At 63.0% G+C, this 23,277-nt stretch carries 22 protein-coding genes; 11 read left to right on the top strand and 11 right to left on the bottom strand.

Annotation, left to right across the window (positions count from 1 at the left end):
- The first annotated feature begins 356 nt into the window (after positions 1-356).
- Genes OKW52_RS22690 through OKW52_RS22670 form a run of 5 tightly spaced genes read left to right on the top strand, consistent with a single transcriptional unit; the run spans position 357 to position 4,566 of the window.
- Positions 357-818, top strand: a complete 462-nt coding sequence (locus tag OKW52_RS22690) for a MarR family winged helix-turn-helix transcriptional regulator (protein ID WP_264507868.1) — start codon at positions 357-359, stop codon at positions 816-818.
- Positions 815-1,336, top strand: coding sequence for a flavin reductase family protein (locus OKW52_RS22685; RefSeq protein WP_264507867.1), 522 nt, complete (start codon positions 815-817; stop codon positions 1,334-1,336). The genes OKW52_RS22690 and OKW52_RS22685 overlap by 4 nt, the downstream gene beginning before the upstream one ends.
- Positions 1,337-1,359: 23 nt before the next feature.
- Positions 1,360-2,841: a 4-hydroxyphenylacetate 3-hydroxylase family protein gene (locus tag OKW52_RS22680; RefSeq protein WP_264507866.1), complete on the top strand. Its 1,482-nt coding sequence runs from the start codon at positions 1,360-1,362 to the stop codon at positions 2,839-2,841.
- 4 nt (positions 2,842-2,845) lie between these two features.
- Positions 2,846-3,232, top strand: coding sequence for a cupin domain-containing protein (locus OKW52_RS22675; protein WP_264507865.1), 387 nt, complete (start codon positions 2,846-2,848; stop codon positions 3,230-3,232).
- Positions 3,232-4,566: an amidase gene (locus OKW52_RS22670; RefSeq protein ID WP_264507864.1), complete on the top strand. Its 1,335-nt coding sequence runs from the start codon at positions 3,232-3,234 to the stop codon at positions 4,564-4,566. Before OKW52_RS22675 ends, OKW52_RS22670 begins: the two co-directional genes overlap by 1 nt.
- Before the next feature lies 1 nt (position 4,567).
- On the opposite strand, the gene OKW52_RS22665 is transcribed toward OKW52_RS22670, so the two are convergent.
- Together OKW52_RS22665 and OKW52_RS22660 are read right to left on the bottom strand one after the other, a co-directional pair.
- Positions 4,568-5,302 (bottom strand): GntR family transcriptional regulator, encoded by a 735-nt coding sequence (locus OKW52_RS22665; RefSeq protein WP_264507863.1) that lies wholly within the window; start codon positions 5,300-5,302, stop codon positions 4,568-4,570.
- Complete coding sequence (locus tag OKW52_RS22660) at positions 5,271-5,954, bottom strand: DUF2848 domain-containing protein (RefSeq protein ID WP_264507862.1); 684 nt, start codon at positions 5,952-5,954, stop codon at positions 5,271-5,273. Before OKW52_RS22660 ends, OKW52_RS22665 begins: the two co-directional genes overlap by 32 nt.
- A 202-nt stretch (positions 5,955-6,156) precedes the next feature.
- On the opposite strand from OKW52_RS22660, the gene OKW52_RS22655 reads away from it, so the two are divergent.
- The 5 genes from OKW52_RS22655 (at position 6,157) to OKW52_RS22635 (ending at position 10,779) form a co-directional block, all read left to right on the top strand.
- Positions 6,157-7,449, top strand: coding sequence for an ABC transporter substrate-binding protein (locus OKW52_RS22655; RefSeq protein WP_264507861.1), 1,293 nt, complete (start codon positions 6,157-6,159; stop codon positions 7,447-7,449).
- Between the two features lie 61 nt (positions 7,450-7,510).
- Positions 7,511-8,410 carry a branched-chain amino acid ABC transporter permease gene (locus OKW52_RS22650; protein ID WP_264507860.1) on the top strand — a complete coding sequence of 300 codons (900 nt, stop codon included), beginning with the start codon at positions 7,511-7,513 and terminating at the stop codon, positions 8,408-8,410.
- A 1-nt stretch (position 8,411) separates the two neighbouring features.
- Positions 8,412-9,359 carry a branched-chain amino acid ABC transporter permease gene (locus tag OKW52_RS22645; RefSeq protein WP_264507859.1) on the top strand — a complete coding sequence of 316 codons (948 nt, stop codon included), beginning with the start codon at positions 8,412-8,414 and terminating at the stop codon, positions 9,357-9,359.
- Complete coding sequence (locus OKW52_RS22640) at positions 9,356-10,117, top strand: ABC transporter ATP-binding protein (protein WP_264507858.1); 762 nt, start codon at positions 9,356-9,358, stop codon at positions 10,115-10,117. Before OKW52_RS22645 ends, OKW52_RS22640 begins: the two co-directional genes overlap by 4 nt.
- Positions 10,117-10,779 (top strand): ABC transporter ATP-binding protein, encoded by a 663-nt coding sequence (locus tag OKW52_RS22635; protein ID WP_264507857.1) that lies wholly within the window; start codon positions 10,117-10,119, stop codon positions 10,777-10,779. Before OKW52_RS22640 ends, OKW52_RS22635 begins: the two co-directional genes overlap by 1 nt.
- 187 nt (positions 10,780-10,966) lie before the next feature.
- Here OKW52_RS22635 and OKW52_RS22630 read toward each other — a convergent pair whose 3' ends face one another.
- Positions 10,967-11,821, bottom strand: coding sequence for an SIMPL domain-containing protein (locus tag OKW52_RS22630; protein ID WP_264507856.1), 855 nt, complete (start codon positions 11,819-11,821; stop codon positions 10,967-10,969).
- 397 nt (positions 11,822-12,218) lie between these two features.
- Here OKW52_RS22630 and OKW52_RS22625 point away from each other — a divergent pair, with 397 nt between their 5' ends.
- Complete coding sequence (locus OKW52_RS22625) at positions 12,219-14,009, top strand: carbamoyltransferase C-terminal domain-containing protein (RefSeq protein WP_264507855.1); 1,791 nt, start codon at positions 12,219-12,221, stop codon at positions 14,007-14,009.
- On the opposite strand, the gene OKW52_RS22620 is transcribed toward OKW52_RS22625, so the two are convergent.
- The 8 genes from OKW52_RS22620 to OKW52_RS22585 form a co-directional block, all read right to left on the bottom strand.
- A complete protein-coding gene (locus tag OKW52_RS22620) occupies positions 13,999-15,294 on the bottom strand; it encodes a cytochrome P450 (RefSeq protein WP_264507854.1) in 1,296 nt (431 codons plus the stop codon). The genes OKW52_RS22625 and OKW52_RS22620 overlap by 11 nt on opposite strands.
- Entirely contained in the window at positions 15,291-15,929 is a 639-nt protein-coding gene (locus tag OKW52_RS22615; RefSeq protein WP_264507853.1) for a hypothetical protein, read from the bottom strand. The genes OKW52_RS22620 and OKW52_RS22615 overlap by 4 nt, the downstream gene beginning before the upstream one ends.
- Positions 15,881-16,432: a hypothetical protein gene (locus OKW52_RS22610; protein ID WP_264507852.1), complete on the bottom strand. Its 552-nt coding sequence runs from the start codon at positions 16,430-16,432 to the stop codon at positions 15,881-15,883. The genes OKW52_RS22615 and OKW52_RS22610 overlap by 49 nt, the downstream gene beginning before the upstream one ends.
- Complete coding sequence (locus tag OKW52_RS22605; RefSeq protein ID WP_264507851.1) at positions 16,429-17,214, bottom strand: hypothetical protein; 786 nt, start codon at positions 17,212-17,214, stop codon at positions 16,429-16,431. Before OKW52_RS22605 ends, OKW52_RS22610 begins: the two co-directional genes overlap by 4 nt.
- Before the next feature lie 26 nt (positions 17,215-17,240).
- Positions 17,241-19,514 (bottom strand): tetratricopeptide repeat protein, encoded by a 2,274-nt coding sequence (locus OKW52_RS22600; RefSeq protein WP_264507850.1) that lies wholly within the window; start codon positions 19,512-19,514, stop codon positions 17,241-17,243.
- Between the two features lie 126 nt (positions 19,515-19,640).
- Complete coding sequence (locus OKW52_RS22595) at positions 19,641-20,399, bottom strand: SDR family NAD(P)-dependent oxidoreductase (RefSeq protein ID WP_264507849.1); 759 nt, start codon at positions 20,397-20,399, stop codon at positions 19,641-19,643.
- Positions 20,396-22,039 (bottom strand): cyclohexanecarboxylate-CoA ligase, encoded by a 1,644-nt coding sequence (gene aliA, locus OKW52_RS22590; RefSeq protein ID WP_264507848.1) that lies wholly within the window; start codon positions 22,037-22,039, stop codon positions 20,396-20,398. Before aliA ends, OKW52_RS22595 begins: the two co-directional genes overlap by 4 nt.
- Positions 22,040-22,113: 74 nt before the next feature.
- A complete protein-coding gene (locus tag OKW52_RS22585; protein ID WP_264507847.1) occupies positions 22,114-23,271 on the bottom strand; it encodes an acyl-CoA dehydrogenase family protein in 1,158 nt (385 codons plus the stop codon).
- Between the last annotated feature and the right edge of the window lie 6 nt (positions 23,272-23,277).

Raw genomic sequence — 23,277 nt, 5'->3', positions numbered from 1 at the left:
CACGGCACCAGCGGACTCAACGCGCACCGTCCTCGGTTGCGCAAATCTCAGATGGCGATGCCGCCGAGTGACTTGCCGCGCTTCAGCTCCGCTTCACGCCACAGCGGTGGGTCCACGCCTTCTGAGGCTGCCGCCCGTCGCGCAACGTGTTCTGACTTCTGGCCTTTATGCCTGTGTGCGGTCTGCCAGAGGGATGCGGTGCAAATTTAGTTTGACAAGATAGTTAGGTTGCCTAATCATTAGTGAAATATCACAACAACAGCAGAGCGATTCGATGGATACCTCTCCCCGCACCGACCTGACTGTCAGTCGCGAAGAATTGCTCGTCGGCAACTCGGATCTCGAACTTCCGCAACATGCTGCACGACATGCTGTCGCTGCTGGGCAGCCTTGAACATGTGCGGGCCAGGTTCGGCGGGTTCATCGGATTGACGGGCGTGCAATACACGCTGCTGGTGACCATCCGGCAGCTGCAGGGACAGTTTGGTGTCGGCGTCAAGGACGTTGCCGATCAGCTGGGCCTGTCCGCGCCGTTCGTGACGGTCGAGACCAAGAAGCTGGTCAAGATCGGCGTGCTGGACAAGGCGCCCAACCCTGACGACCTGCGGCGTGTGCGGCTGAGCGTCAGCGACAGCGGCCACGCGTTGCTGCGCCAGCTCGCACCGCTGCAACGCGAGATCAACGACGCGATCTTTGAGCCGCTGTCGCGCGACGATTTCGAGCGCCAGTGCCGCACCATCCACGCCTTGCGTCGCAGTGCCGAGCGGGCGGTGACACTGGCGGACTACCTGCTCGACGACAGCGGAGAGACCCTATGACCGACGCGCCGGACCCAATGGCTTTGCGCCGTGCGTTGGGGCAGTTCCCGACTGGCGTCTGTGTGATGACGACGCGGGTGGACGGTGAGTTGCTCGGCATGACGATGAGCTCGTTCAACGCCCTCTCGCTGGACCCGGCGCTGGTCCTGTTCTCGATCGACAAGCGCGCCCGAGGGTTGCCGCACTGGGAGCGGGCGCAGGCCTATGCGATCCACGCTCTGGCGGAAAACCAGCAAGATCTGTCCAACCGTTTCGCCCGCCCCGGTGCCAAGTGGGAGGGGATCGCGCATACCCCCGGCCACGGTGACGCGCCGCTGTTGCCGGGCGCGGCGGCCCGGTTTGAATGCGCCGCTCATACCCGCCACGACGGTGGCGATCATGTGCTGTTCATCGCCCGGATCGTCCGTTTCACCGCCCATGCCGACCGCCACCCGCTGGTCTTTGCCCAAGGCCGCTACGCCAGCCTCGACCGTGGCCAGGCCGCGCCGCCGCTCTGGCCGCTCGACATTCATTACTGACTGCCCCCAACAGGAGACACCCCATGCTGAAGACCGGAAAAGACCACGTAGCCTCGTTGCAGGATGGCCGTCAGGTAACGATTGACGGCACACCCGCTGGCGACGTCACGACCCACCCCGCCTTTCGCCAGACCGTGCAGTCGGTCGCCAAGCTGTATGACTTCCAGTCCGCGCCCGAGAATGTCGAGCTGATGACCTTTGATACCGGTGATGGCGCGCGCGCCAACCGGATCTGGCAATTGCCGCGCAGCTTTGACGAGCTGGTCGAACGCCGCAAGGCGCTGGTCGCATGGACCGAACTGCACGGCGGTTTTCTGGGCCGCGCGCCGGATCACGTGGCGTCGTGCATTTCCGGCATGGTGATGGGTTTGCCCGCGTTCGAGGCTTACGACAAGGAACGGGCAGGGGCGCTGGAAAGCTATTACCGCTATGCCCGTGATAACGAACTGTATCTGACCTATGTGATCATCAACCCGCAGGCTGATCGCTCGAAGGCCGCGCATGAGCAGGCCGATCCGTTCCTGTCGGCGGGTGTCGTCGATCAGGACGCCGAAGGGTTGACCATTCGCGGTGCCAAGATGCTGGCGACCGGTGGCATTGTCGCCAATGAGGTGTTCGTCACCTGCATCCAGCCGCTGCGCGAAGGCGAGGAACGCTATGCGGTGTCCTTTGCGATCCCGATGAACACCAAGGGTCTGAAAGTCCTGTCGCGCAAAAGCTACGAGGCGGCGGCGTCCAGCGTGTTCGACTACCCGCTGGCCTCGCGTTTTGATGAGAATGACGCGGTGCTGTATTTCGATGACGTCAAGGTGCCGTGGGACCGGGTCTTCATCAATCAGGACATCAAGATGACCGCCGCGCAGTTCCACGCGACCCCGGCGCATGTCTATCAGAACTATCAGGCGCAGATCCGGCTGATGGTGAAGATGCGCTTTCTGGCCGGAATCGCCCGCAAGATCGCCGAGACCAACGGCATCATCGCTTTCCCGGCGGTGCGCGAGGCCTTGGGGCAGGTGTCGGCGCAATGCACGTTGGTCGATGCGCTGGTGCATTCGATGGAGGTCAAGGGCACCCATCGCAACGGCTATTTCGTGCCCGACGCCGCCACGCTCTACGCGGCGCAGGTGCTGACCCAGCAAAGCTATAACGCCTTCATCGGCTCGCTGCGCGAGCTGGCCGGCGGCGGGCTGATCATGCTGCCCTCGTCACTGGCCGACTTTGCCGATCCTGAAACCCGCGCGCTGATCGGCAAGACCCAGCAATCGCCGACCACCGATTCCGAAGGCCGGGTGAAGTTCTTCAAGCTTGCCTGGGATGCCATTGGCTCGGAATTCGCCTCTCGTCATACGCAGTATGAGATGTTCTACGCAGGGGCGACCTTTGTGACCAAGAACCACGCCTTTCGGACCTTCGATTGGGACAGCTCGACCGGGCTGGTCAACCGGATGCTCGACACCTACGCGCTTGACGACGAGCTGGCGCACGTGAAAACCGCAGCGGAGTGACCCCATGACCATCGACAAGGAACACAAGGAATTCCACGCCATCGACATGGGACCGGACGGGTGGCACACCCCACCGGGCTATCCTGAGGGGATCAAACAGAAATATCTGGCCGGATACCTCGACGAAGAGCGCAAGTTCGGCAACCGCACGCGGCTGTTGCGCTTCGATGCCGGGGTCTTCACCACAGCGCCCTTCGTGCATGAGTATTGGGAAGAGGTTTACCTCGTCTCGGGCGATCTGACGGTCGGCAATGATGCGAACGGTGAGGGGGGTGAAGCCTTTGCGCCCAACACCTACGCCTGCCGTCCGCCCGGTGCCTATCATGGACCGTTCAAGTCCGAGGGCGGCTGCGTGTTGCTGGAAATTCACTATTTCGATCAGGACCAGTGATGGAACCGATCCGCGACCTGGCCCGCCGTCTGGCGGCGGGCGAAACCACCGCGCTGGCGCTGGCGCAGGGATGCCTCGAGCGCATCCTTGACCCGGCGGGCGAGGGCGCACGTGCCTTCACCATGATCGACCCCGACCGCAGTTTCGCGCAGGCCCGTCTGACCGACGAGGCCCGCGCGCGCGGCGAGGCGCTGCCGATGCTGGCGGGCATCCCGGTGTCGATCAAGGCGCTGTTCGATATCGAAGGCAAGGTGACCCACGCCGGTTCCCGCGTTCTGGCGCAGGCCGCCCCGGCCCGCAGCGATGCTGCCCCGGTGGCGCGGTTGCGTGCGGCGGGGATGGTGGTCATGGGCCACACCAACATGACTGAATTCGCCTATTCCGGCCTTGGCATGAACCCGCATTACGGCACGCCGGGCAACCCGGCGGACCGCAGCCGCATTCCGGGCGGCTCGTCCTCGGGCGCAGCGGTGTCGGTGGCGGATGGCATGGCGGCGGCGGGCTTGGGCACGGATACCGGCGGCTCGTGCCGCATCCCGGCGGCGTTCTGCGGGCTGACCGGGTTCAAGCCGACGGCCCGGCGCGTGGCAGCGACTGGCACCTATCCGCTGTCGCAAACGCTTGATTCCATTGGGCCGATTGCGAAAACCGTCGATTGCTGCGCCTTGATCGACGCCGCGCTGACCGGCGATGACGCATATAGTACCGAGCAGCCGGAGCTTTCCGGCCTGCGCTTTGGTGTGCTGGAAAATTACGTCACCGACGACATGACCCCCGAGGTCTCCGCCGCCTATGCCGCCGCTCTCAAACGGCTGGAGGCCGCAGGGGTGACGCTGGTGTCGCTGAAACTGCCGGACCTCGACCGTCTGCCCACGCTCAACGCGCGCGGCGGCATCGTCGCGGCCGAGGCGCTGGCGGTGCACAAGGCGCTGCTGGCGTCACAGCGCGACGCCTATGATCCACGCGTGTCGGTACGCATCCTGCGCGGCGAGACGCAGGAGCCGGGTGAACTGCAGGCCTTGTTGGCCGAGCGTGCCGCGATGATCGCGCGGGCCAATCAAGCGACGGCGACCTGTGCCGCCGTCCTGATGCCCACCGTGCCGATCACCGCGCCGCGCATCGCCGATCTGGACGCAGACGAGGCGCTTTATGGCCAGACCAACCTGCTGTGCTTGCGCAATCCGACCGTCGCCAATCTGCTCGACCGCTGCGCGATCTCGCTGCCGTTGCCGGTGGATGGCCTGCCCATCGGGCTCAGCCTGATGGGTGAAACGTTGCAGGACCGTCACCTGCTGGCCTTGGCGCGTGCGGTTGAGGCAGCCCTGGTGCGCTAACTCAGTTCAGCCCGATCTGATCCGTCAGGTTGCGGCTGAACGCGGTGATATGGTCGCGCATCGCCTGTTCGGCAGCATCGGCGTTGCGCGCGCGGATGCTCTCGACAATCGCGGCGTGCTGCTCGCAGACCCGCATGTTGTGATCCGGCGCGCGCAGCGACAGAAACCAGAAGCGCAGCGAGCGGTCGTGCAGGTTGCTGAGAAACTCGGTCAGGATCGCGTTGCGCGCCGCGCCGCTGAGCATGCGGTGAAACTCGCGGTCGCAATCGATCATGTCCTCCAGCGCGCCCCGTTTCGCGGCGGTCCATGTTGCCTCGACATTCGCCGCCATCCGCTCAACCGCGACGGGCGAGGCGCGTTCGGCTGCCCAGCGGGCAGCCTGCCCCTCATTGAGCGCGCGCATCTCAACAATTTCGACGAAATCATTCATGCTGACCGGCGAAACGACGACGCCTTTGCGGGGCATCACCTCGACCAGACCATCGACGGCAAGCCGGTCGATGGCCTGTATCACCGGCGTGCGCCCAAGGTTGAGTGCGTTGGCGACGTCGGTCACGGTGATCGCTTCGCCCGGGCGCAGCTCGCACCGCACGATCTGTTGTTTAATCGTCTCATACGCCTGATCACGCAACGATATGCGGCGGGCGGGTGGGGACGCGGTGTCTGCCGCGCCGCCCAAAACTGCTTTTCTTCCGCCACGCGTGTCATCCTGCAATCGGCAATTCCAGAATGTCATACGCCAATTTGATGTCCCGCGAAAGAACAGGGTCGATCAACGCACAGTCGAACCGCTGGCCCGCGCGTACGCCGCCGATTGCAGGCATCGTGCCGCCCATCATCGCCGTCCCATTGGGCAAGGTGCCGCCATCCGTATAGCGCGCGATCAGATCCTGCGGGCTCAGCAAGCTGCCGACCGTGCCCTCCTGATACAGTACGCGGCCTTCCGCCGTGGTCAGCCAGCTGCGCAGAATCAGCTGGTCCCAATGGCCTGCAACCTCGTCCAGCGGCCACAGCGTTTCGGCGATCGGTTTGTCACAGATCTGCTTGGACACAGCCACGCCGAACGTCTCGACATGGCGGTCGGTGTGGTCTGATCCCAGACCGACGTAAAGCCGACCCTGATGCGCAACGATCAGCGTTTCGGCCTCGCCGCTTGAGTGCGGCCCACTGCATTCGATCTGCGCAGCCGTGGTCAGGCGATTCGGCGCGACGCGATAGAACGTGGGCGTCGCCGTGGGGCGTTTGACGCCCAAAGCTTCGAGTTCGCGGATGTGGTGTTCCATGGCGGCCGCGTCGCGGCCCGCCCATCCGGCGATCACCATGGTGTCGATCTCAACCGCAAGCGGAGCTGCTTTGGCGGTGTCGATCAGGGTCATCTCAAGCTGCATCTTCTTTGATCCTTAAGCAAAAAAACTGCGTGTCGAACGGCCAACCTGACGCCGGAAGACAGGGGGAGGCGGTTGGGCAGGGAGGCGTTCTTGACAGCTGAGACAATAATGTGCTTGTGATATTTCACAAGACGATTATCGTCGAGTCACGGCAAAAGACCAAAACACCATGCAGCCAAGCACCACTCAGGGAGTGCCCGACATGAGACATCCGAAAATCCTTTCCATCGCGCTGGCGGCTGCCTTGTCCGTCACCGGGGCAGCACAAGCGCAGGACCGCCCGGCTGAACTGGGCGTCGGCGTCTTCACCTTCACCTCGGGGCCGGCGGCGGCCTACGGGATGCCCGGTCGTCAGGGGGCCGAGCTGATCATCGAGCAGATCAACGCCGAGGGCGGCATCGGTGGCGTGCCGATCGTGCCGACCTATGTTGATGAGGGACAGGGTGCGCAGGGCGTGATTTCCGAATACCGCCGTCTGGCCGAAAGCGGCACGGTCGAGGCGATGATCGCCGCGCTGTCTTCGGGCAATTGTCTGGCGCTGGCCCCGGTGACCGAACAGTTGCAAATGCCGACGCTGGCGTGGAACTGCGACACCCACCAGCTGCTGCTGGACGGCGCGTCGTCGTACTATTATCGCCCGAACGGCAACACGATCCCCGAGTTCATGGCCTATGCGCTTTACTTCCTGGCGCAGAATCCTGATGTGCGCCGCGTGGCTTTCATCAACCCTGACTATTCGTTCGGCCATGATGCCGCCGCCATCGTTCAGGCGACGCTGCAAGCCATCAACCCCGAGATCGAAATTGTGGCCGAGCTGTTCCCGCGTCTGGGGGCCTCGACCTATCAGACCGAGATTTCGCGCCTGTCGGCCGCACGCCCGGATGTGATCTTCTCGAACCTCTGGGGCGCTGATCTGGAAAACTTCGTGCGTCAGGCGATGCCGCGCGGTCTGTTCCAGCAAAGCACCGTCGTGCTGGCACTGGGTGAGACGATCCTGCAAACCGTCGATGTGCCCGAAGGCACCATCGTTGGCGTGCTGGGTGACGGCTACTGGCGCTCGCCCGAGGCCACCGAGATCGGCCGCGCCGGTGCGTTCGCTGAAGCCTACCGCGCTCGTTTCGGCGAAGATCCGGTGTTTCCGACGATGAAGATGGTGAACGCGTTTCTGGTGCTGCAAGCGGCGTATGAAAAGGCGCTTGCTGACAATGGCGGTGCCTGGCCGGATTCGGCTGCGCTGATTGCGGCCCTCGAGGGGCTGACGGTTGAGACGATGACCGGCACGATCACCTTCCGGGGTGACAACGACGCACCCGTCGATCAGATTGTCGGCACCGTGGGTGCTGTCGATGGTGTGGACCGTCCGGCGATGACCCAGCTGACGCGCTTTGACGGATCGGCCCTGATGCCGCCGATGGGCACGGATCCGATCGCGTGGATTGCCTCGCTCAGCCCAGAGTTCTTTGCGCCCTTCCTCGTTCCGGCTACCGCCGAATGATGACCCGGCGGCCCGGTCCTGCACGGGATCCGGGCCGCCCCCGATCTGCACGAGGAAACCCATGGTCTCGACCCTGATACCCCTGTTTGTCGATGCGCTGGCCAATGCCGCGATCATCTTTTTCGTCGCCTTCGGCCTGACACTGGCCTTCAGCGTGCTGCGCGTGCTGAACGTCGCGCATGGCAGCCTTTACTCCATCGGTGCGTATGTCGCGGCCAGTTTTGGTCTGTGGATCATCAGCGCCGGGCTGAACCCGTGGCTGACCTTTCCCGCGCTGTTGCTCTCGGCGGCCTTTGTCGCTGCCCTTTTTGGCCCGCTGATCGAAATGACGCTGGTGCGCTGGACCTATGGGCGCGGCGAGGCCGTGCAGATTCTGGTGACTTTCGCGCTGTTCCTGATCCTTGAAGACCTGCAGCGGCTCGTCTTTGGTGTCTCGTCGCTTTACGCCGACACACCGATGGCGCTGCTGGGCATCAGTGAGATTGGCGGCATCATCTATCTGAATTATCAGCTGCTGCTGATCGCTGTCGCCGCCGTGGCGCTGTTTGGCACCCGACTGTTCATCCGCCACACGCGCACTGGCAGGCTGCTGGCCGTGGTCGTCGCCGACCGCGAAGTGTCCGAAGCGATGGGCATCAACACGCGCCGCATTTTCACGCTTGCCTTCACGCTGGGCGTGTTTCTGGCGGCGCTGGGTGGGGCGATGGCCACGCCGACGATGGGCGTGGCCCCCGGACTGGGCGCGGACACCATGGTGCTGGCCTTTGCCGTCGCCGCCATCGGCGGGCTGGGCCAGATCGAAGGCGCGGCACTGGCCGCGATCATCGTTGCTCTCGTGCGGGTGCTGGCGATCTATTACGTGCCCGAGCTGGACGCGGTCGCCCCGTATATCGTCATGCTGCTGGTTCTGCTGGTGCGCCCGTATGGGCTGTTCGGCAAACCGCCGGTTCGGAGAATTTGAGATGTCAAAGCGAATGCTGGCGCTGATTGCTGCCGTGCTTGTGCTGGCGGCCCTGCCGGTCGTCTTTCCCTTTACCCGCTTCATGCTGACGCTCGCCATGGCCAAGGGCTTCGCGGCGCTTGGTGTCGCGCTCTTGCTGCGTGCGGGCCTGATCTCGCTGGGGCACGCGATGTATTTCGGCCTTGGGGCTTATGCGGTGGCGTTTCTCAGCGCCAAGGCGGGGATCAGTGATTTCTTTGTCGGGCTGATTGCCGCTGCCGTCGTCTCAGGCGTTGCCGGGCTGATCTTTGGTGCGTTTCTGGTGCGCTACCGGGCGATCTTTTTTGCCATGCTCAATCTGGCAGTGTCGATGGTGCTCTATTCCCTGTTCTCCAAGCTTTATGGCCTGACCGGCGGCACTGACGGGTTGCGGGTCGGCGTGCCCAGTTTTCTGGGCTGGGAGCCGACGCGACAAACGTTCGAGGGCGTGTTGTTCTTCGCCTGCCTGATCCTGATGCTGGGCGCGGGCTGGCTGGGTCACCGCTATCTGCAAAGCCCGATGGGGCAGGCGCTGAGCGCGATCCACACCAACGAGCTGCGGCTGGAATATCTGGGCGTCTCGGCCTGGGCGACGCTGCTGTCGGCCTATACCGTCTCGGCAATGCTGGCGGGAATCGGCGGTGCGCTTGCTGCGATGGCAGTGGGGCATGTGCTGCCTGAATACCTCTACTGGACGCAATCGGGCCATCTGGTGCTGACGGCGGTTCTGGGCGGGTTCAGCGCGGTTGCCGGGCCGTTCATCGGGTCGATCACGCTGGAAGGCATCCATACACTCGCCGTCGGCTATGCGGCCGAGGCATGGAACCTGATCGTTGGCGCCGCCTTGCTGGGGGTCATCTTTTTCCTGCCCAACGGCATTGTCGGTCTGCTGCGCGGACGCCGTGCGGCCAAAGCGGAGGAGGTCCTGTGACCCAGTCCAACACCCCCTCCGCCCTGCTGGAAGCGCGGGATCTCGAGATCGCCTTTGGCGGTGTGAAAGCCGCCGACGGGGTCAGCCTGACGGTGAACGACGGCGAATTCGTCGCGATCATCGGCCCCAATGGCTCGGGCAAGACGACGTTCCTGAACATCTGCACCGGCTATCTGAAGCCTACGCGTGGCACGGTGCGGCTGGCAGGGCGCGACATTACCCGCCTGCAACCGCGCGCCATTGCCCGGCAGGGCATTGCCCGGGCGTTCCAGATCCCGCAGCTGTTCACCGACCATACGTTGATCGACAACCTGATGCTGTCCATTGCCGCGCGGCGTGGGATCTGGCAGGCGCTGACGCCGCTTGACCGCCCGGCCTACCGCGACGAAGCGATGGACCTGCTGCAACTGCTCGGGCTGGAAACGCACGCCAATGCGCTGACCGGCACGCTTCCCGAAGGGCAACGCAAGCTGGCCGACATCACGCTGGCCTTTGCGCTCAACCCCAAACTTCTGGTGCTGGACGAGCCGACTTCGGGCGTGTCGTCCATCGAGCGGTTCGAGATCATGGAAACCCTGATGCACGCTGCGCGCCAACGTGGATTGTCGGCGCTTTTTGTAGAGCATGACATGGATATCGTTGAGAAATACGCCGACCGCGTGGTGGTCTGGAGTTCCGGCACCATCATGGCCGAGGGAAGCCCGGCCGAGGTGCTCAAAGACCCGCGGGTTCTGGAAAGCGTGGTAGGGGTGGCATGATGTTGAGTGTCAAAAACCTGAAAGTCGAGATCGCCGGCATCGAGGTGTTGCGCAACGTCTCGTTCACGCTGGAGGCAGGCAAGGCGACGGTCCTGATCGGGCGCAACGGCGCGGGCAAGACCACGACCCTGCGCGCGATCATGGGGCTGTTGCCCAGCAAGGGCGGCTCGGTGCAGCTCGACGGGTGCGACCTGATGAAGCAGCCCGCCTATGCCCGCGCCGGTCTGGGCATCGGCTACGCGCCCGAGGATCGTCGCCTGATCAGCGATTTCTCGGTCGAGGAGAACATCCTCGTCCCCGCCCTGGCGCTGAAAATGCCCATGGCCGAACGCCGCCGCAAGCTGGACGAGATCTTCACGCTTCTGCCCCAATTGACCACGCTGCGCAGCCGCCCCGGCGGCGGTGTCTCGGGCGGGCAGGGCAAGATCGTGGCTCTGGGGCGCGCGCTGATGGTGGCCGAGAAAGTGCTCTTGCTCGACGAACCGTTCCAGGGCCTCGCCCCGGCGCTGGCGCTGGAATACGCCCGCACACTGGCGACGCTGCACGACAAGAAGCGCGATGTCGCGATCCTGGTGACCGAATCCAGCCCGCACCTGCTCAAGGCCATCGCCGAGCAGACGCTTCATATCGAACGTGGCGCGTTGCACGAAGTCGTGGTCTGACGGATCGCGGTGCCCAAGGCTTTCGGGGGCCGATCCGACACAAGCGGTGAAGGACCACGTGTGCCTGCACGCCTTGCCCTCTCTCGCGCCCGGTCGGCTTTCGTGCCGCCGACCGGGCGGATAGGAAAGGGCGACGGGCCCTTTCCGCAGTATCGCCCTTGCCGCCACACGTCTGGGCGGTTGGTCGTTATTGGGCGCAGGCGCCGTCACCGGTCAGTGCGTACACGATTTCGACGCGCGCCGCCAAACTCGCTTCACCCGCCTGGATGGGGACTGACCCTGCTGAATCGGCTTGCATGCGCATCATCGGGCTTGGATCGCTGACACCAGACGGCAGGTCGCGAACCGTGATGACGGCACCCAACGAAAGACCAGACGACTCGGCCAGCACCTCGGCCTTGCGCCGCGCATCGGCTACGGCTGCGCGAAGGGCGTCATCCATGGCGTCCGCAGCGTTTTCAAGCGTGAAGGAGATGCCGTTGATCTCGTTGGCACCGGCGGCCACGATGGTGTCGAGAACCTCGCCGACGCGAGTCAGGTCCGACATGCGGACGCTGACCATATTTCTGGCCTGATACCCGGTGACGGTGGGCGGCTGGCCCTCGTTATAAGCCATTTGCGGGGACAGGGTCACGCCCGAGGTCTGCAGGTTCTCCCCGGCGATCCCGGCAGCGCCAAGGGCCTCAATCACCGCCGTCTGTTGTTGCGCGTTCAGGCGCATTGCTTCCGCTGCGCTGTCGGCTTGGGTGGTCACGCCGACCTGCACCGTCGCCAGATCCGGGGCAGCGCGTGACTGTCCGTCGCCCACGACACTGAGCCGCGAAGGACCAGCGGTGCCACAGGATTGCAGGTCTGGCATCGGCTGGGCCGTCGCCGAGGCCGCCATCAAAGTCGCCAGAGCTGCGGAGAAAGCAAGGTGACGTCCGCCAAATCGTTGAAAGTTCAGTCGCATGGGTAAGCCCTTCTGATCGTACGTAGATACCGATAGTGATGCTCTCTCGCGATGCGCATTCCAAGGCACCGCGCGGTCACTGGTGATCACATTCTCAGCAGCGCCAGATCGCGAAAGAGATCTGGCTTTCACCGATGGACGCCGCACGCGCGGTATCGCTGGCGAGCAGGGTCTGGACGATTTCCGCCTCGCAGTACCGCTCTGTGCTGCGGTTCTGACCGCACGAACCTTCGATCTTTCGTCGCGCCGCCGCCGCTCAGAACCTCCTTGAACCACAACCTCAAAGCTGTGCCACTGGCACTGACGGGCGACGCTCACACATCCACTCAGATAGTGCGCGCGACCTTTCCATATGCGATGGTCGCGTCTCATTTTCCGGGGGTGGCGTTTGACCATGACTTGCAAAGACGGCCTCTATCTTTCTGTATACGCTCACATTGATGCGCTCTGTCACGCGTATGAGATTGCGGTACGCCATGATCAGAACATGGCGCTCTGGCTCAAGACGGGCGAGCAGGTAACCCTTGTGCGGTATTGGGAGTTCGAGCGGTATTCCGGCCAGAAGCATCACAGCCGGTCATTCGCCAATCCTGCGCAGGCGCTGGAGGTGATTGACAGGTTGTTGGCTGAGGCCGGTGTCGACCGCTCTGATGTGCGGGCGATCTTCGGCACGCCCGGCTTGCCGCACAGTGACGGGGCATGGGACGGTGCTGATGATCTGAACGCGCATACAAGGGCGCATCTGTTCGGGGCCATGCTGGCTGAAACCGATCGCTATTTCGAAGGCGACATGATCGGGCTGGCGCTGGATGGAGGGCCTGACACCGTTCTGGGCAAGCCCGGCCTCAAGTCTCCCCTCTATGCTGGCGCTGTGTCTCGCAAGGGTGACGCCCGCTTGTTTTCGGTCAGCTCGCCGGCGCCTTTGTGGAGCGCAGCACGCCATCTGACAGGGATGGAAGAAGGGTCCCTGATGGCGCTGGGTTCTGCCTCGCGGACGGCGTACATGGGCTCGGTCGAGGATGCTCCCTCGGTGATCGCCATGCAGGATTACAAGGCCGCCTATGAGTGGGTGCAGCGCTTGCATGCCACCCTGTCGGGGCTCGACTCCAGCGCGAAGGGCACAGGGCACACCGGATTTGATCCGCAGTTCAGCGCGTCGGAAAACCGCATCGCGATGCTGATGAAGATCATCCAACGGGTTTCCGAGGCTCAGGTCTGCCGAACCGTGCGAGGGATACTTGAAAGCGAAGGCATGGACCCGGCGAAAACCACTCTGGCCATGGGAGGCGGTTTTGCCCTGAACTGCCGCAGCAATTCCCATGTGATGAGAACTTTTGGCTTCGCCGATTTTCAGGCCCTGCCCGCCGTGAACGACGGAGGAATCTCACTCGGATACGGGTTGATGTACTTCAAGGCGCGAATGGAACGCTTTCAGTTTTCCATGCAGAGCTCAGGACACGGCTCCCTTGCGTCGGTCGAAACGGCATCCGCCCCGGTCAGGACAGATGTAATTCTGGAAGATCTTGCGAAGGGTCCGATTGTCTGGATGGAAGGACGGGCCGAAATCGGGCCGCGCGCACTTGGCCACAGAAGTCTGCTGGCCGATCCTCGTCAGGACACGATGAAGGACCGGCTGAACCAGATCAAACGTCGCCAGTGGTGGCGGCCGGTCGCGCCGGTCATTCTGGCCGATCAGGTCAGGGAATGGTTCAGCGACGCGGATCGGTCGCCCTTCATGCTGCGCACGTTTACGCTGCGACCCGAGAAAGCCGCGCGCGTTCCCGCGATATCACATCTGGATCGGTCTGCGCGCATCCAGACCCTGACACGCGAAGAAGCGCCGCTTCTGTATGACCTTTTGCAGGCATTTCATGCCAGTACCGGTGTGCCGATGCTCTGCAACACGTCTCTGAACGACAAAGGCGAGCCGATCATAAACGTGCTGGAAGAGGCCCTGATCTTTGCCAGACGCCGTGGCCTTCCCGCCGTCTACGTGGACGGGCGGCGCCATGCCGTCGTCGCCGACGCGGTTCGTGATACCACAGTTCTGAGCGAGCGGTCGATAGCACCGCTGTTTCGCTCTGCGCCGGCAGAGATTGCGCGTCTCCGCGCCGAGGTCAATCCGCACGGGCTGGACAGAAACACTTTGGCAATGCGCCAGTTTCTTCCCGCGTTCGAGGGCGTGGACATCACGGTTCGGACGTCGGCAGAGCGCTTGCGCCGATATGCCGCGCGGCTGGCCAGAAACGGTGTTCAGGCCTGGTCTCTCATGCAATGACGGCCGCGCCGCGTGGCTCCAGTGCGTTGAGTGTCACTTTCATTTCGGATGTGGGGGACAACACAAGCTTGTTGGTCAGACCCATGTCCTCGGGCGCGTGTGTCACCCACTCAAACCGGTCCAGCATTGTCGCGAGGACGGCGGCCATCTCGTACATCACGCTGCGCGCTGCCGAACAGGTATGGCGGCCTGCCGCGAAGGGCAGATAAGCCATCGGGTGTTTGATCGGGCGCAAGAACCGCTCGGCGTCGAAGGTGTCAGGCTGGTCCCAGAGATCCCGGTGACGGTGAATCGCGTAGATGGGGACCACGATGACGCTGTTTGCGGGGATCGCTTGACCGCACAGGGTCTCGTCTTGTGTCGTGCATCGCACGGTGGCGGACGAGGGAGACAGGAGACGCAGGGTTTCCCGCAGGACCGCCATCAGCCGCGGCATCTTTCCGATCGCCTCGGGAGACAGCGATCCTGTGGCAGCTTGCGCGTCGCGGGTTTCGCTGCGCAGTCTGCTTTGCAATTCCTCGTCCTGCCCCAGGATCCAGAAGCACCAACTCATGGTCAGCGCCGTGGTCTCCTGACCTGCGTAAAGCAGGGCAAGACGGTTGTCGGCCAGGAAGGGCTCTTGCATCGGACGCGGGCGGGGTGGGAGTGCGCCCGCCATGTCAACGCCGGAGATCGCAGCAGCGCCGGGGCCGCGGGAGGTGCATGTCGTTGCCAACTCGTGAATATGCTGCATCGCCCCGTGCAGATCACCGGCGTGCTGCTTTTCGACCAGACCCTGGGCAATGGCGGCAAGGTGGTAATCTGCTGTTGCGTCCGCGTCATCGCCAACAAGGGTGCGCATGATCACATCGACCGAGATGGCTGTGAAGAACGCCTCGATGTTCACCGGATTGCACGTGGTGGTGGCGTCAAGCGTCGCATGTCGGGCGACATCGACAAGCAACGACCACCGGCTGCTGTGAAACAGTGGTTTGATCGCGCGGCGCAGCGGCGCCCAGTCCGCGTCCGTGGAGGCGAAGATCGTGCCGGTTCCCGTCTCGCGCGCTGCCGAATGGCGATAGATGGGCATCCATTTCGGAAATTGCTTTTCGCTTTCGACAAGGACGCGCGATACCTCGGCGGGATCGGCCAGAAGCACAACCGTTCTGCTGGTGCGCTGCGAAACACAGAGTCGACGATGCAGGATGTCCACGGGCCATGTCTGCTCGGGAAGGCGACACGCCTTGACCGCCGAGCGCAGCGTCGCCTCGGAACCGCGCAGGTTCAGTTTGGGGACGTGGATCATGCGTCGCTCTCAAAGGGAAAGGGATACAGAAAGATCTGGCCGATGGTTTCGATCATGCTCAACCAACCCTCGAAAGACCCCACATCGGCGAGGTGCTTTTGCGTCGGCTTGAAAAGTTTCGACCAGCTTCCGCTGTACAAGCGGCAATGATTGCAATCCACATCGGGCGTGCAGCATTTCATCTGTTTCTGCGTTCCTGCCGTGTCGAAATAACGCAGCGGATCGCGGATGCGGGAGCCGCAATCAAGCGGCAGGCCTGTTGCCGGATCCATGTCGTACAGCGGACCGGGCCGGGTGATCAGATCCGCATACTCGGCCGAAAAGATGACCGTGTCGGGATAGCGTTGCATGGCATCAAGCATCGCCTCATGGGCCTTGGCGAGATCAGCATCCGTAAAGACCGCCCGGGCCAACGAGGGGCCAAGGCGGAAATACTTGCTGTCTGCCGCAGTACCGGCGGTGAGTTTGGCAAGATAGGATGTGGTCGCCGAGTACATGGAGAACGTCAGCTTCACGTCATGATCTTCTGCTGCCTTCAAGACGTCCCCGACACTGTCGAGGTTCCACGGAGACAGCGTGAACAGCATCACGGCGCGGGGGTCGCCGGTATAATTCCGCATGGCCTTGCGCAGCACCGAGCCCCCCGAAGCACCGCATCGTCCGTCTCGTTGCCCCAGACCGATATGCCGATGCGAAAGCTGATGTCGCGGGGGATGACGACGGTGCCGTTGGTCCCGATCTTGCCGTACCGGATATTCTTTGTCGCCGCGCGCAGTCTGTGGGGATAAAGCGACGGTTCCGCCCCCACGAGATAGGCCATCGAGACACCCCTGTCGTGCTCGGCGGCAAAAAAGGCATCCCATCCGTCATCGGACATTTCGTTTCCGACAACCTGCCGTTTGTCGTTTTCGAAGTAGTAGCAGCCCTCGCACCAAAGATTGCACTTTTGGCTGACCTCGTAAAAACTGGGCCTCCGAAAGGCGCGAATGATCTTTCGCGCCGTTTCGTAGCGCGCTTGAAGATCCGGTGCCTGTGCGATCAATCCCTGAATGCGCGCGTTGGTTTGGCGCGCCAGTGTGATTGTCGTGTCGGTCAGCAGATTTTGGCCTGTCCCGGGCTTGGATGCGGATATCGTCACAGCGTCTTCCCGTCTGCCAGCGCGGCGCCGCCACCGTGCCTGTGAATGCTCCCGGCTATCGCTTCGAACAGCGCGTTGGGCAGGTTCAGGTTCTCAGGGCCTTGCTGCAAATACTGCTCCAGATGCGCTTTGTACTGTGACATCCAGATTTGTGCCCATTCGGCCCAGCCGGTTTCTTCGGTCGCATCCGGCATGCGCGCAAGGTCGAACCGGATCTTCCCTGCGTCCAGACGCGTTGCCATCCAGTAACTCGGCACGCGGTGTTTCCAGGCCAGTCGGGGAATCAGGGTGGACACTCTGATCGGCGGCAAATCGAAGAGGGACAGCTCTAGCGTGAAACGATCACTTTCGAACTTCTTGTCCGCGACAATGGGCTGATCAATCGACCCTGCGATTGCCGTTCCCTTCTTCAGCAGAGAAAGCAGTTCGCGCCCGCCCGAGGACGATCCGTCGATCACCAGCGGCGCGCCACTGATCGGAGAGTCCGTTCGTACAGCAGTCTGGTTGGACAAGATACGCAAATTTGGAAGGAATTTGGCAAGCCACCACGCGGCCAAATGCGGTCCCTGATGCGTGCTGGCAATCAGGAAGGGTTCACCGCGCGCGGCATGGTTCAGGAGAATCTGAGCATCCGGAAAGTCCACGAGGGGATCCAAGGCCGAAAAACTCTCAGGATGCTCCATGTAGCAAAGGTTCAACGACCTGGAGACGTTGGCAGCCTTCAGGATCTGCTTCAGCCACGTCTCATAACTGCCGATGCTCGGCTTGGCGATCCGCTTCACAATGGCGACCTGCTCGGAGGGCAGCGTCAGGGGCGCGTATGTTTCGCCGAATAGAATTTCGAGAAGAGGGGCGCGCCCTTGGTTGGGGTCGGCTGTTCATTTCCGGCATGATGACCGTCTGCCAGGGTGACATAGTGTCTGACGTTCTGCCGCAAATACGGAACGGACCCGAGGCGATCAGCGATCTTGAGGGCAGCGCCGTCACCCATCCTGTCGTAGGCTCTGTGAATGCGCATCAGGAAACTTGATCTCACGCTTGGATCTGCGACGCCCTGTACCGCATTTTCCAGACGGACCAGATGGGTTCGCGCCTGATCCCAGGATCGCATCTCGATAAGAAGGTTAATCAGTCGGAACGCCGCTTCATGCTGATCGTTGGGCTGGTCGTTCAACGCGGCCTTGAAGCGCTCAAGGTCGCCCATGGTCCACAAAAGATCCATCAGCCGTTCGCGAACCCGCTTGGATTTCGGGTAGGTGGCAAGAAAGCTTTCGCAAACGCGGACCGCCCCCTCGAAATCCCAAACCGCTGTGCGCAGGGACGTCATGGATGAGACCAGTTCCTCCGAAGCCGGAATGGCCTTCAGCAACGTCTCTTCAAGCGCACCCAGATCATCAAGTTGCAGCGCTGCGATCCGGACCTGAAAGAAGCAGAGCAAAGCGTCCGGGCTGTCCGGAAGCTCGGAAAGCCACGCCTGCACCAGATCGAGAGCTTTCGCAAGCTGCCCCGTTTCAAGACAAAACCTGATTTTCTGCTTTCGCATTTCACGCGCGTCACCGGGCGCTTCGACATAGGTACGCAAGACGGTATCGGCTTCGTCGAACCTGAAATCCTCGATCAAAGCAGCGTGCAGCGACCGGGCAACATGCGGCAACCCGGGCGTGATGGCATGAACCCTCTGCAACTGCTCGATCCTTGCGCTGTCCTTGCCCATATGGGTAAGGACGTCAGCGCGCTTGACACTGAGTGCGATGTTCTTGGGATCGGCTGCAAGGGCCTGATCGATCAACGTCAGCGCGTCATCCAGCTGATGATCTTGCAGCAAACCTTCTATGTGCCCGATCAAGGCACCCTGATGACCCGGTGCCTCGGCAAGAAGAGAGCGAAAAATTGCGGCGCTTTCGCGTGTTTCCCCGGATGCTCGCAGCGACGCGGCAAGGCTGTGGCGAAGGTCGGTGTTGCCGGGATTAAGCGCGAGCGCCTTGCGCAGGTCAGCGATGCTTTCATCGGTCCGCCCAAGCTGCTGCAGCGTGGCACTGCGTCTGCTCAAGACCATCACATTGTCCGGCAGACGCAGCAGGGCCCGGTCTGCGGCCGCGAGAGCGGCTTCGAAATCCCGCGCAAGCGCATTCGTGTCGATACAGGCCAGCAAAGAGGGCCAATGCGCCGGGTGGTTTTTCAGGATGGCTTCGCTCTGCGTCAGGCTGTTGGCATAGTCGCCCAATTGCCGCAGAGTGACCGCCAGTTCATGGGCTTCACCCGTTGCATCGGGATAGGCGTCGACCACCGCAGAAAGCACGGATTTGCTTTCGTTCAGGCGGTTCAACTGGCGAAGGACTATGCCGCGCTTCGTCAGCAATTGGCGATCTTGGGGGATACTCTCAAGTGCCCGGTCTACCGCTGCGAGTGCTGCTTCGACATTCCCGGAACGGATGGTGGCCTCGACAGAGGCCAGCAGGGACGGGCGATGATCCGGACGGCTTGTCAGGATGCTTTGCGTCAATTCATGACTGCCCTCATGGTCACCCATAAGCCGGAGGGTGACGGCCAGTTCATGCTTTGCCGCCAGGTCGTCGGGAAAAATGTCCACGACCGACGAAAGGATCGCGCGGCTTTCGTCAAGCCGGTTCAGATGGCGCAGCATGGCACCGCGTCTCGTCAGGAGTTGCGCGTCGTCCGGCAAGCGCTCGACAGCGCGTTCCGCTGCTGCCAGTGCCCCGTCAAAGTTCCGCGCATGCGCATTGGTATCGATACAGGCCAGCAAGGATGGTCGATGCATGGGACGGGCGGACAGGATCTTTTCACTCAGGTCCAAGCTGCTTGCGTAGTCCCCAAGAAGCCGCAGCGTCACGGCAAGCTCATGCCGCGCGCCCAGATTTTCAGGATGAGCGTCGACCACCGACGTGAGCAGAGACCTGCTTTCGGCCAGTTGTCCGGACTGGCGCAACATCACGCCGCGTTTGATGAAAAGTGGCGCATTTTCCGGGATCTGCATCCGATCCATAGCCAGTTCCGGGTCTGCGCCCAGCTCCAGCGGTTTGCGCGAAGCGTCTGCTGCCAATGGCTGAACGTCACTTCTCATCTGTATGGATCTCGCCCTGAATTTGCAGACTGATCCATCGCTGATCGACTGCGCTTCCGCAACCAAAGAGTGTCCGACCATACTGCAATGAAGGGGATGCCTTGAACCGTTTCGCGCCCCGAGCGGCTACAGATGGGGATGAATGCCGCCCGCCACGGCAAGGATCTCGCCGGTGACAAAGGCCGCCTCGTCGCGCAGGAAAAAGGCGATGGCTGCGGCAGTTTCTTCAGGTTCCGCGAGGCGGGGAATGAAGCTGCCCGCCACCAGCCGCGCGGTCTCGGCGGCGGGCATGTTGCGCGTGACCGACGTGTTGGTCAGGCCGGGAGCAACACAATTCACCGTGACATGCGGGGCAAATTCCGCGGCCAGCGACCGGGTGAGCGAGGCGACGGCGGCCTTGGCGGCTGCGTAGTCGGCCTGCCCCTTTTCCCCGGCAAAGACGATAGACGCGACGTTGACGATGCGCCCGAAACCCCGGTCGATCATCCCCGGCACCAACGCCTGCATCAGATGAAAGCCACCCATCAGGTTCAGATCGAACGTCTGCCGCCAGCGGGTTTCGTCCATCGACAGGAACGGGGTGTAGAGCGCCCTCGACCGCAGCCCGCCCACCAGATTGACCAGCAAATCCACCTGATCGAACGCGGCCAGCGCCGCCTCGGCCACGGCCCGCGCCTCGGCGGCGAGGGTCACGTCTGCGCGCTGCACCACAAGGCGCGGCGCGCCGGGCAGGGCGCGCAGGGTCGCTGCGGTTTCCTCCAGCCGACGGGCGGAAATATCGGTCAGCACCAGTCCTGCGACCCCCTCGGCCACAAGCCGCGCCGCGACTGCGCGGCCCATGGGCCCGCCCGCGCCGGTGACCAGTGCGATCCGTCCCGTGCTCACAGCCCCATCGCCTCGCGCAGTTGGCGGCGAAGCTCGAATTTCTGGATCTTGCCCGAGGCGGTTGCAGGCAAGGCCTCGCGCAGTTCCAGCCGTTCGGGCCAGTACTGGATGGCGAAATCATGCGACTTCAGATGCGCGGTCATAGCGTCGAAACTCAGGCTCTGGCCCGGTTTCGGCACTACAAAAGCACAGGCGCGTTCGCCCAGCCGGTCATCGGGATAGCCGACGATGGCAACAGTCTGCACCGCCGGGTGTTTGAACAGCGCGGCTTCGACCTCGACCACCGGGATATTCTCGGCACCGCGAATGATGATGTCCTTGGAGCGTCCGCAGATGCGGATATAGCCCTCGGCATCCCTGCGCGCGATGTCGCCGGTGTCGAACCAGCCGTCGGCATCGACGTTGTTCCAGTGCGGGCGCTTCAGGTAACCGCCGAAATTCGAGCAACCGCGCACGTAGAGGTCACCCTCAAAGCCGGGGTCGCTAACCGGCTGCCCGTCACGGTCGCGGATCTGCAGCTCGATGCCGGGCAGCGGTACGCCGTCAGTCTGGGCCGCACGCTGCGACGGATCCGAGGGTAGGACCGTCGTCACGGCCCCGTTCTCGGTCATCCCCCAGGCTGAAATCACCCGCGCGCCCAGCACGTGCTGCGCGCGTTCGACAACCGGGCCGGGAATGACCGTGCCAGCGCACAGGAAAATGCGCAGCGACTGCGGATCGGTCCCCAGCTCTTCCATCGCGCCGGTCAGGTCCAGCAGGAACGGGGTCGACGCCATCGTCCAGGTCACACCGTCCCCTTCGATGGTGCGCGCTGCCATGGCCTTGTCCCACGTATCCATCAGCACGAAACGGGCCTTGAGCATCAAGGGCAGCAACAGCCCGTACATAAAGCCAGTCTGATGCGCCATCGGCGAGAACATGAGGATCACATCATCTGCCCCCATGCCCAGCCGATCGGCGAAAGGGGCAAGGTTGGCGTACATCGTGTTGGCGGTGTGCATCACGCCCTTTGGTTCGCCCGTCGTGCCCGAGGTGTAGATCAGCTGGCACACATCATCGGGGCCAAGCCGTGTCTCAGGCGTGATCGTCGCGAGATCCGCGTCAAAGGCGGGGGTGTTCATCAACGCGTCAAAACTGTTCGCTCCGGCACCCCCCGCCACAACGATGTGGCGCAGGTCGGGCAGGTCGGGCTGCATCGCCTCGGCCATTGCCTCATGGTCGAAGCCACGAAAGAGCTTGGGCACAAGGAAGACCTTGCTCTCGCCATGGCGCAGCATGAAGCGCAGCTCATGCTCGCGGAACATCGGCATGACCGGGTTGAACACAGCCCCAATGCGCGAGCAGCCCAGATAGGTGGCGACAAATTCCCAGCCGTTGGGCAGCTGGCAGGTCACCACATCATTGCGCCCGACGCCAAGCTTGCGCAGTCCAAGCGCGGCCCGGTTCGCCAGCAGATCCAGCTGCGCCCAGGTCAGGTCACGCCGCGCGCCGTTGGCGACGGTGATCGACGACAGCGCCATGGCGTCCGGGTTCGTGGCAAGGCAAGCGTCGAAAAAGTCGTCGGCAGTCTTGTCCAGCCACAAGCCCGCAGCGACCATTGCGGCGCGGCGGGGCTCGATGAGAACGGCGTCGAAATCCATGGTATCCTCCCAAGGCGTTAGGGTTTCCCCGTTGTGGCCCGAGCGCCCTCCCCGACGCCCGGAAAGGCGGGCCGTCAGCCCGTCACGGCCTGACGGCCAGCCCGCTCGCGGGCGATGATGTTCTTCATGATGTGCGCCGTGCCGTCCCCGATCTGCAGCCCCAGCACATCGCGCAGGCGCTGCTGGAAGGGCAGTGTGTCGGAATAGCCCGCGTGGCCGTGGATCAGCAGGCACGCATGGATCGCCTCATAAGCCAGAAGCGGCGGCCACCATTTGGTCATCGCGGCCTCGGCCGTGTGGGGCAGTCCCTGATCCTTGAGCCAGAGCGCGTTGTAGGACATGAGCCGTGCCGCCTCGACCCGTGTGTCGAAATCAGCCAGCTGATGCGTGATGCCCTGATAGGCGGCCAAGGGTTTGCCGAAGGCTTGCCGTTCACCGATATACGCCCAGGTCTCGTCCAGACTGGCGCGCGCGGTGCCGACGCATTGCAACCCGATCAGGCTGCGCGAAAAGTCGAAGCCCTGCATGACCTGCGCAAAGCCCTTGCCTTCGGTCCCCAACAGGTGATCGGCGGGCACTCTCACGTTGTCGAACCAGATCGAGCCGTGACCGATTGAGTTCTGACCCATGTTGGCAAATTTGGACGTGGTGATGCCGGGCAGATCCAGCGGGATCAGCACCGCCGAAACGCCCTGCGCGCGGTCCTCGGGGCGGCCGGTCCGGGCGAAGGTGATCACGCCCTTGGCGATCTGGTTGGCCGAGATCGATGTCTTCTCGCCGTTGATCACGTAGTGATCGCCGACCCGCTCCATTTTCAGCCCAAGATTGGCCGCGTCCGAGCCCCCTTTGGGTTCCGTCAGCGCAATGGCCAGTAAATGCTCGCCCGCCACCAGCCCCGGCAGCCAGTCGGCGGCGATATGGGGCTGCGCGAAGCTGGACAGGATATGCCCATTCAGCGAGGCCAACAGCGAGACATAGCCGAAGGTGAAGTCGGCCTTGCCCAGCTCCTCGATGATGGCACCCGAATAGAGATACGGAGCACCCATCCCGCCATAGGCTTCGGACAGTTCCGGCGCGATCAGACCCAGCGCGCCCATTTCACGCATCAACGCGGCGTCGAACCGACCCTCGCGTTCGCGCTGAAGATAGCCGGGAGCCACCCGATCCTGCGCAAACTTGCGGGCGAGGTCGCGGATCTGGTCCAGTTCCTCGGTGTCGAAAATGGTTTTCATGCAGGC

This window comes from Pararhodobacter zhoushanensis (assembly GCF_025949695.1).
GTDB classification, from domain to species: Bacteria; Pseudomonadota; Alphaproteobacteria; order Rhodobacterales; family Rhodobacteraceae; genus Pararhodobacter; species Pararhodobacter zhoushanensis_A.
This window is presented reverse-complemented; position numbering and strand designations above follow the sequence as displayed.

What these genes read in the sequence shown, in the direction of transcription:
- OKW52_RS22620 (WP_264507854.1), bottom strand. Translation starts at nt 15,294, where the DNA reads ATGATCCACGTCCCCAAACTGAACCTGCGCGGTTCCGAGGCGACGCTG.
- OKW52_RS22680 (WP_264507866.1), top strand. Translation starts at nt 1,360, where the DNA reads ATGCTGAAGACCGGAAAAGACCACGTAGCCTCGTTGCAGGATGGCCGT.
- OKW52_RS22690 (WP_264507868.1), top strand. Translation starts at nt 357, where the DNA reads ATGCTGCACGACATGCTGTCGCTGCTGGGCAGCCTTGAACATGTGCGG.
- OKW52_RS22645 (WP_264507859.1), top strand. Translation starts at nt 8,412, where the DNA reads ATGTCAAAGCGAATGCTGGCGCTGATTGCTGCCGTGCTTGTGCTGGCG.
- OKW52_RS22675 (WP_264507865.1), top strand. Translation starts at nt 2,846, where the DNA reads ATGACCATCGACAAGGAACACAAGGAATTCCACGCCATCGACATGGGA.
- OKW52_RS22650 (WP_264507860.1), top strand. Translation starts at nt 7,511, where the DNA reads ATGGTCTCGACCCTGATACCCCTGTTTGTCGATGCGCTGGCCAATGCC.
- OKW52_RS22635 (WP_264507857.1), top strand. Translation starts at nt 10,117, where the DNA reads ATGTTGAGTGTCAAAAACCTGAAAGTCGAGATCGCCGGCATCGAGGTG.
- OKW52_RS22625 (WP_264507855.1), top strand. Translation starts at nt 12,219, where the DNA reads ATGGCGCTCTGGCTCAAGACGGGCGAGCAGGTAACCCTTGTGCGGTAT.
- aliA (WP_264507848.1), bottom strand. Translation starts at nt 22,039, where the DNA reads ATGGATTTCGACGCCGTTCTCATCGAGCCCCGCCGCGCCGCAATGGTC.
- OKW52_RS22685 (WP_264507867.1), top strand. Translation starts at nt 815, where the DNA reads ATGACCGACGCGCCGGACCCAATGGCTTTGCGCCGTGCGTTGGGGCAG.
- OKW52_RS22665 (WP_264507863.1), bottom strand. Translation starts at nt 5,302, where the DNA reads ATGACATTCTGGAATTGCCGATTGCAGGATGACACGCGTGGCGGAAGA.
- OKW52_RS22600 (WP_264507850.1), bottom strand. Translation starts at nt 19,514, where the DNA reads ATGAGAAGTGACGTTCAGCCATTGGCAGCAGACGCTTCGCGCAAACCG.
- OKW52_RS22660 (WP_264507862.1), bottom strand. Translation starts at nt 5,954, where the DNA reads ATGCAGCTTGAGATGACCCTGATCGACACCGCCAAAGCAGCTCCGCTT.
- OKW52_RS22585 (WP_264507847.1), bottom strand. Translation starts at nt 23,271, where the DNA reads ATGAAAACCATTTTCGACACCGAGGAACTGGACCAGATCCGCGACCTC.
- OKW52_RS22655 (WP_264507861.1), top strand. Translation starts at nt 6,157, where the DNA reads ATGAGACATCCGAAAATCCTTTCCATCGCGCTGGCGGCTGCCTTGTCC.
- OKW52_RS22670 (WP_264507864.1), top strand. Translation starts at nt 3,232, where the DNA reads ATGGAACCGATCCGCGACCTGGCCCGCCGTCTGGCGGCGGGCGAAACC.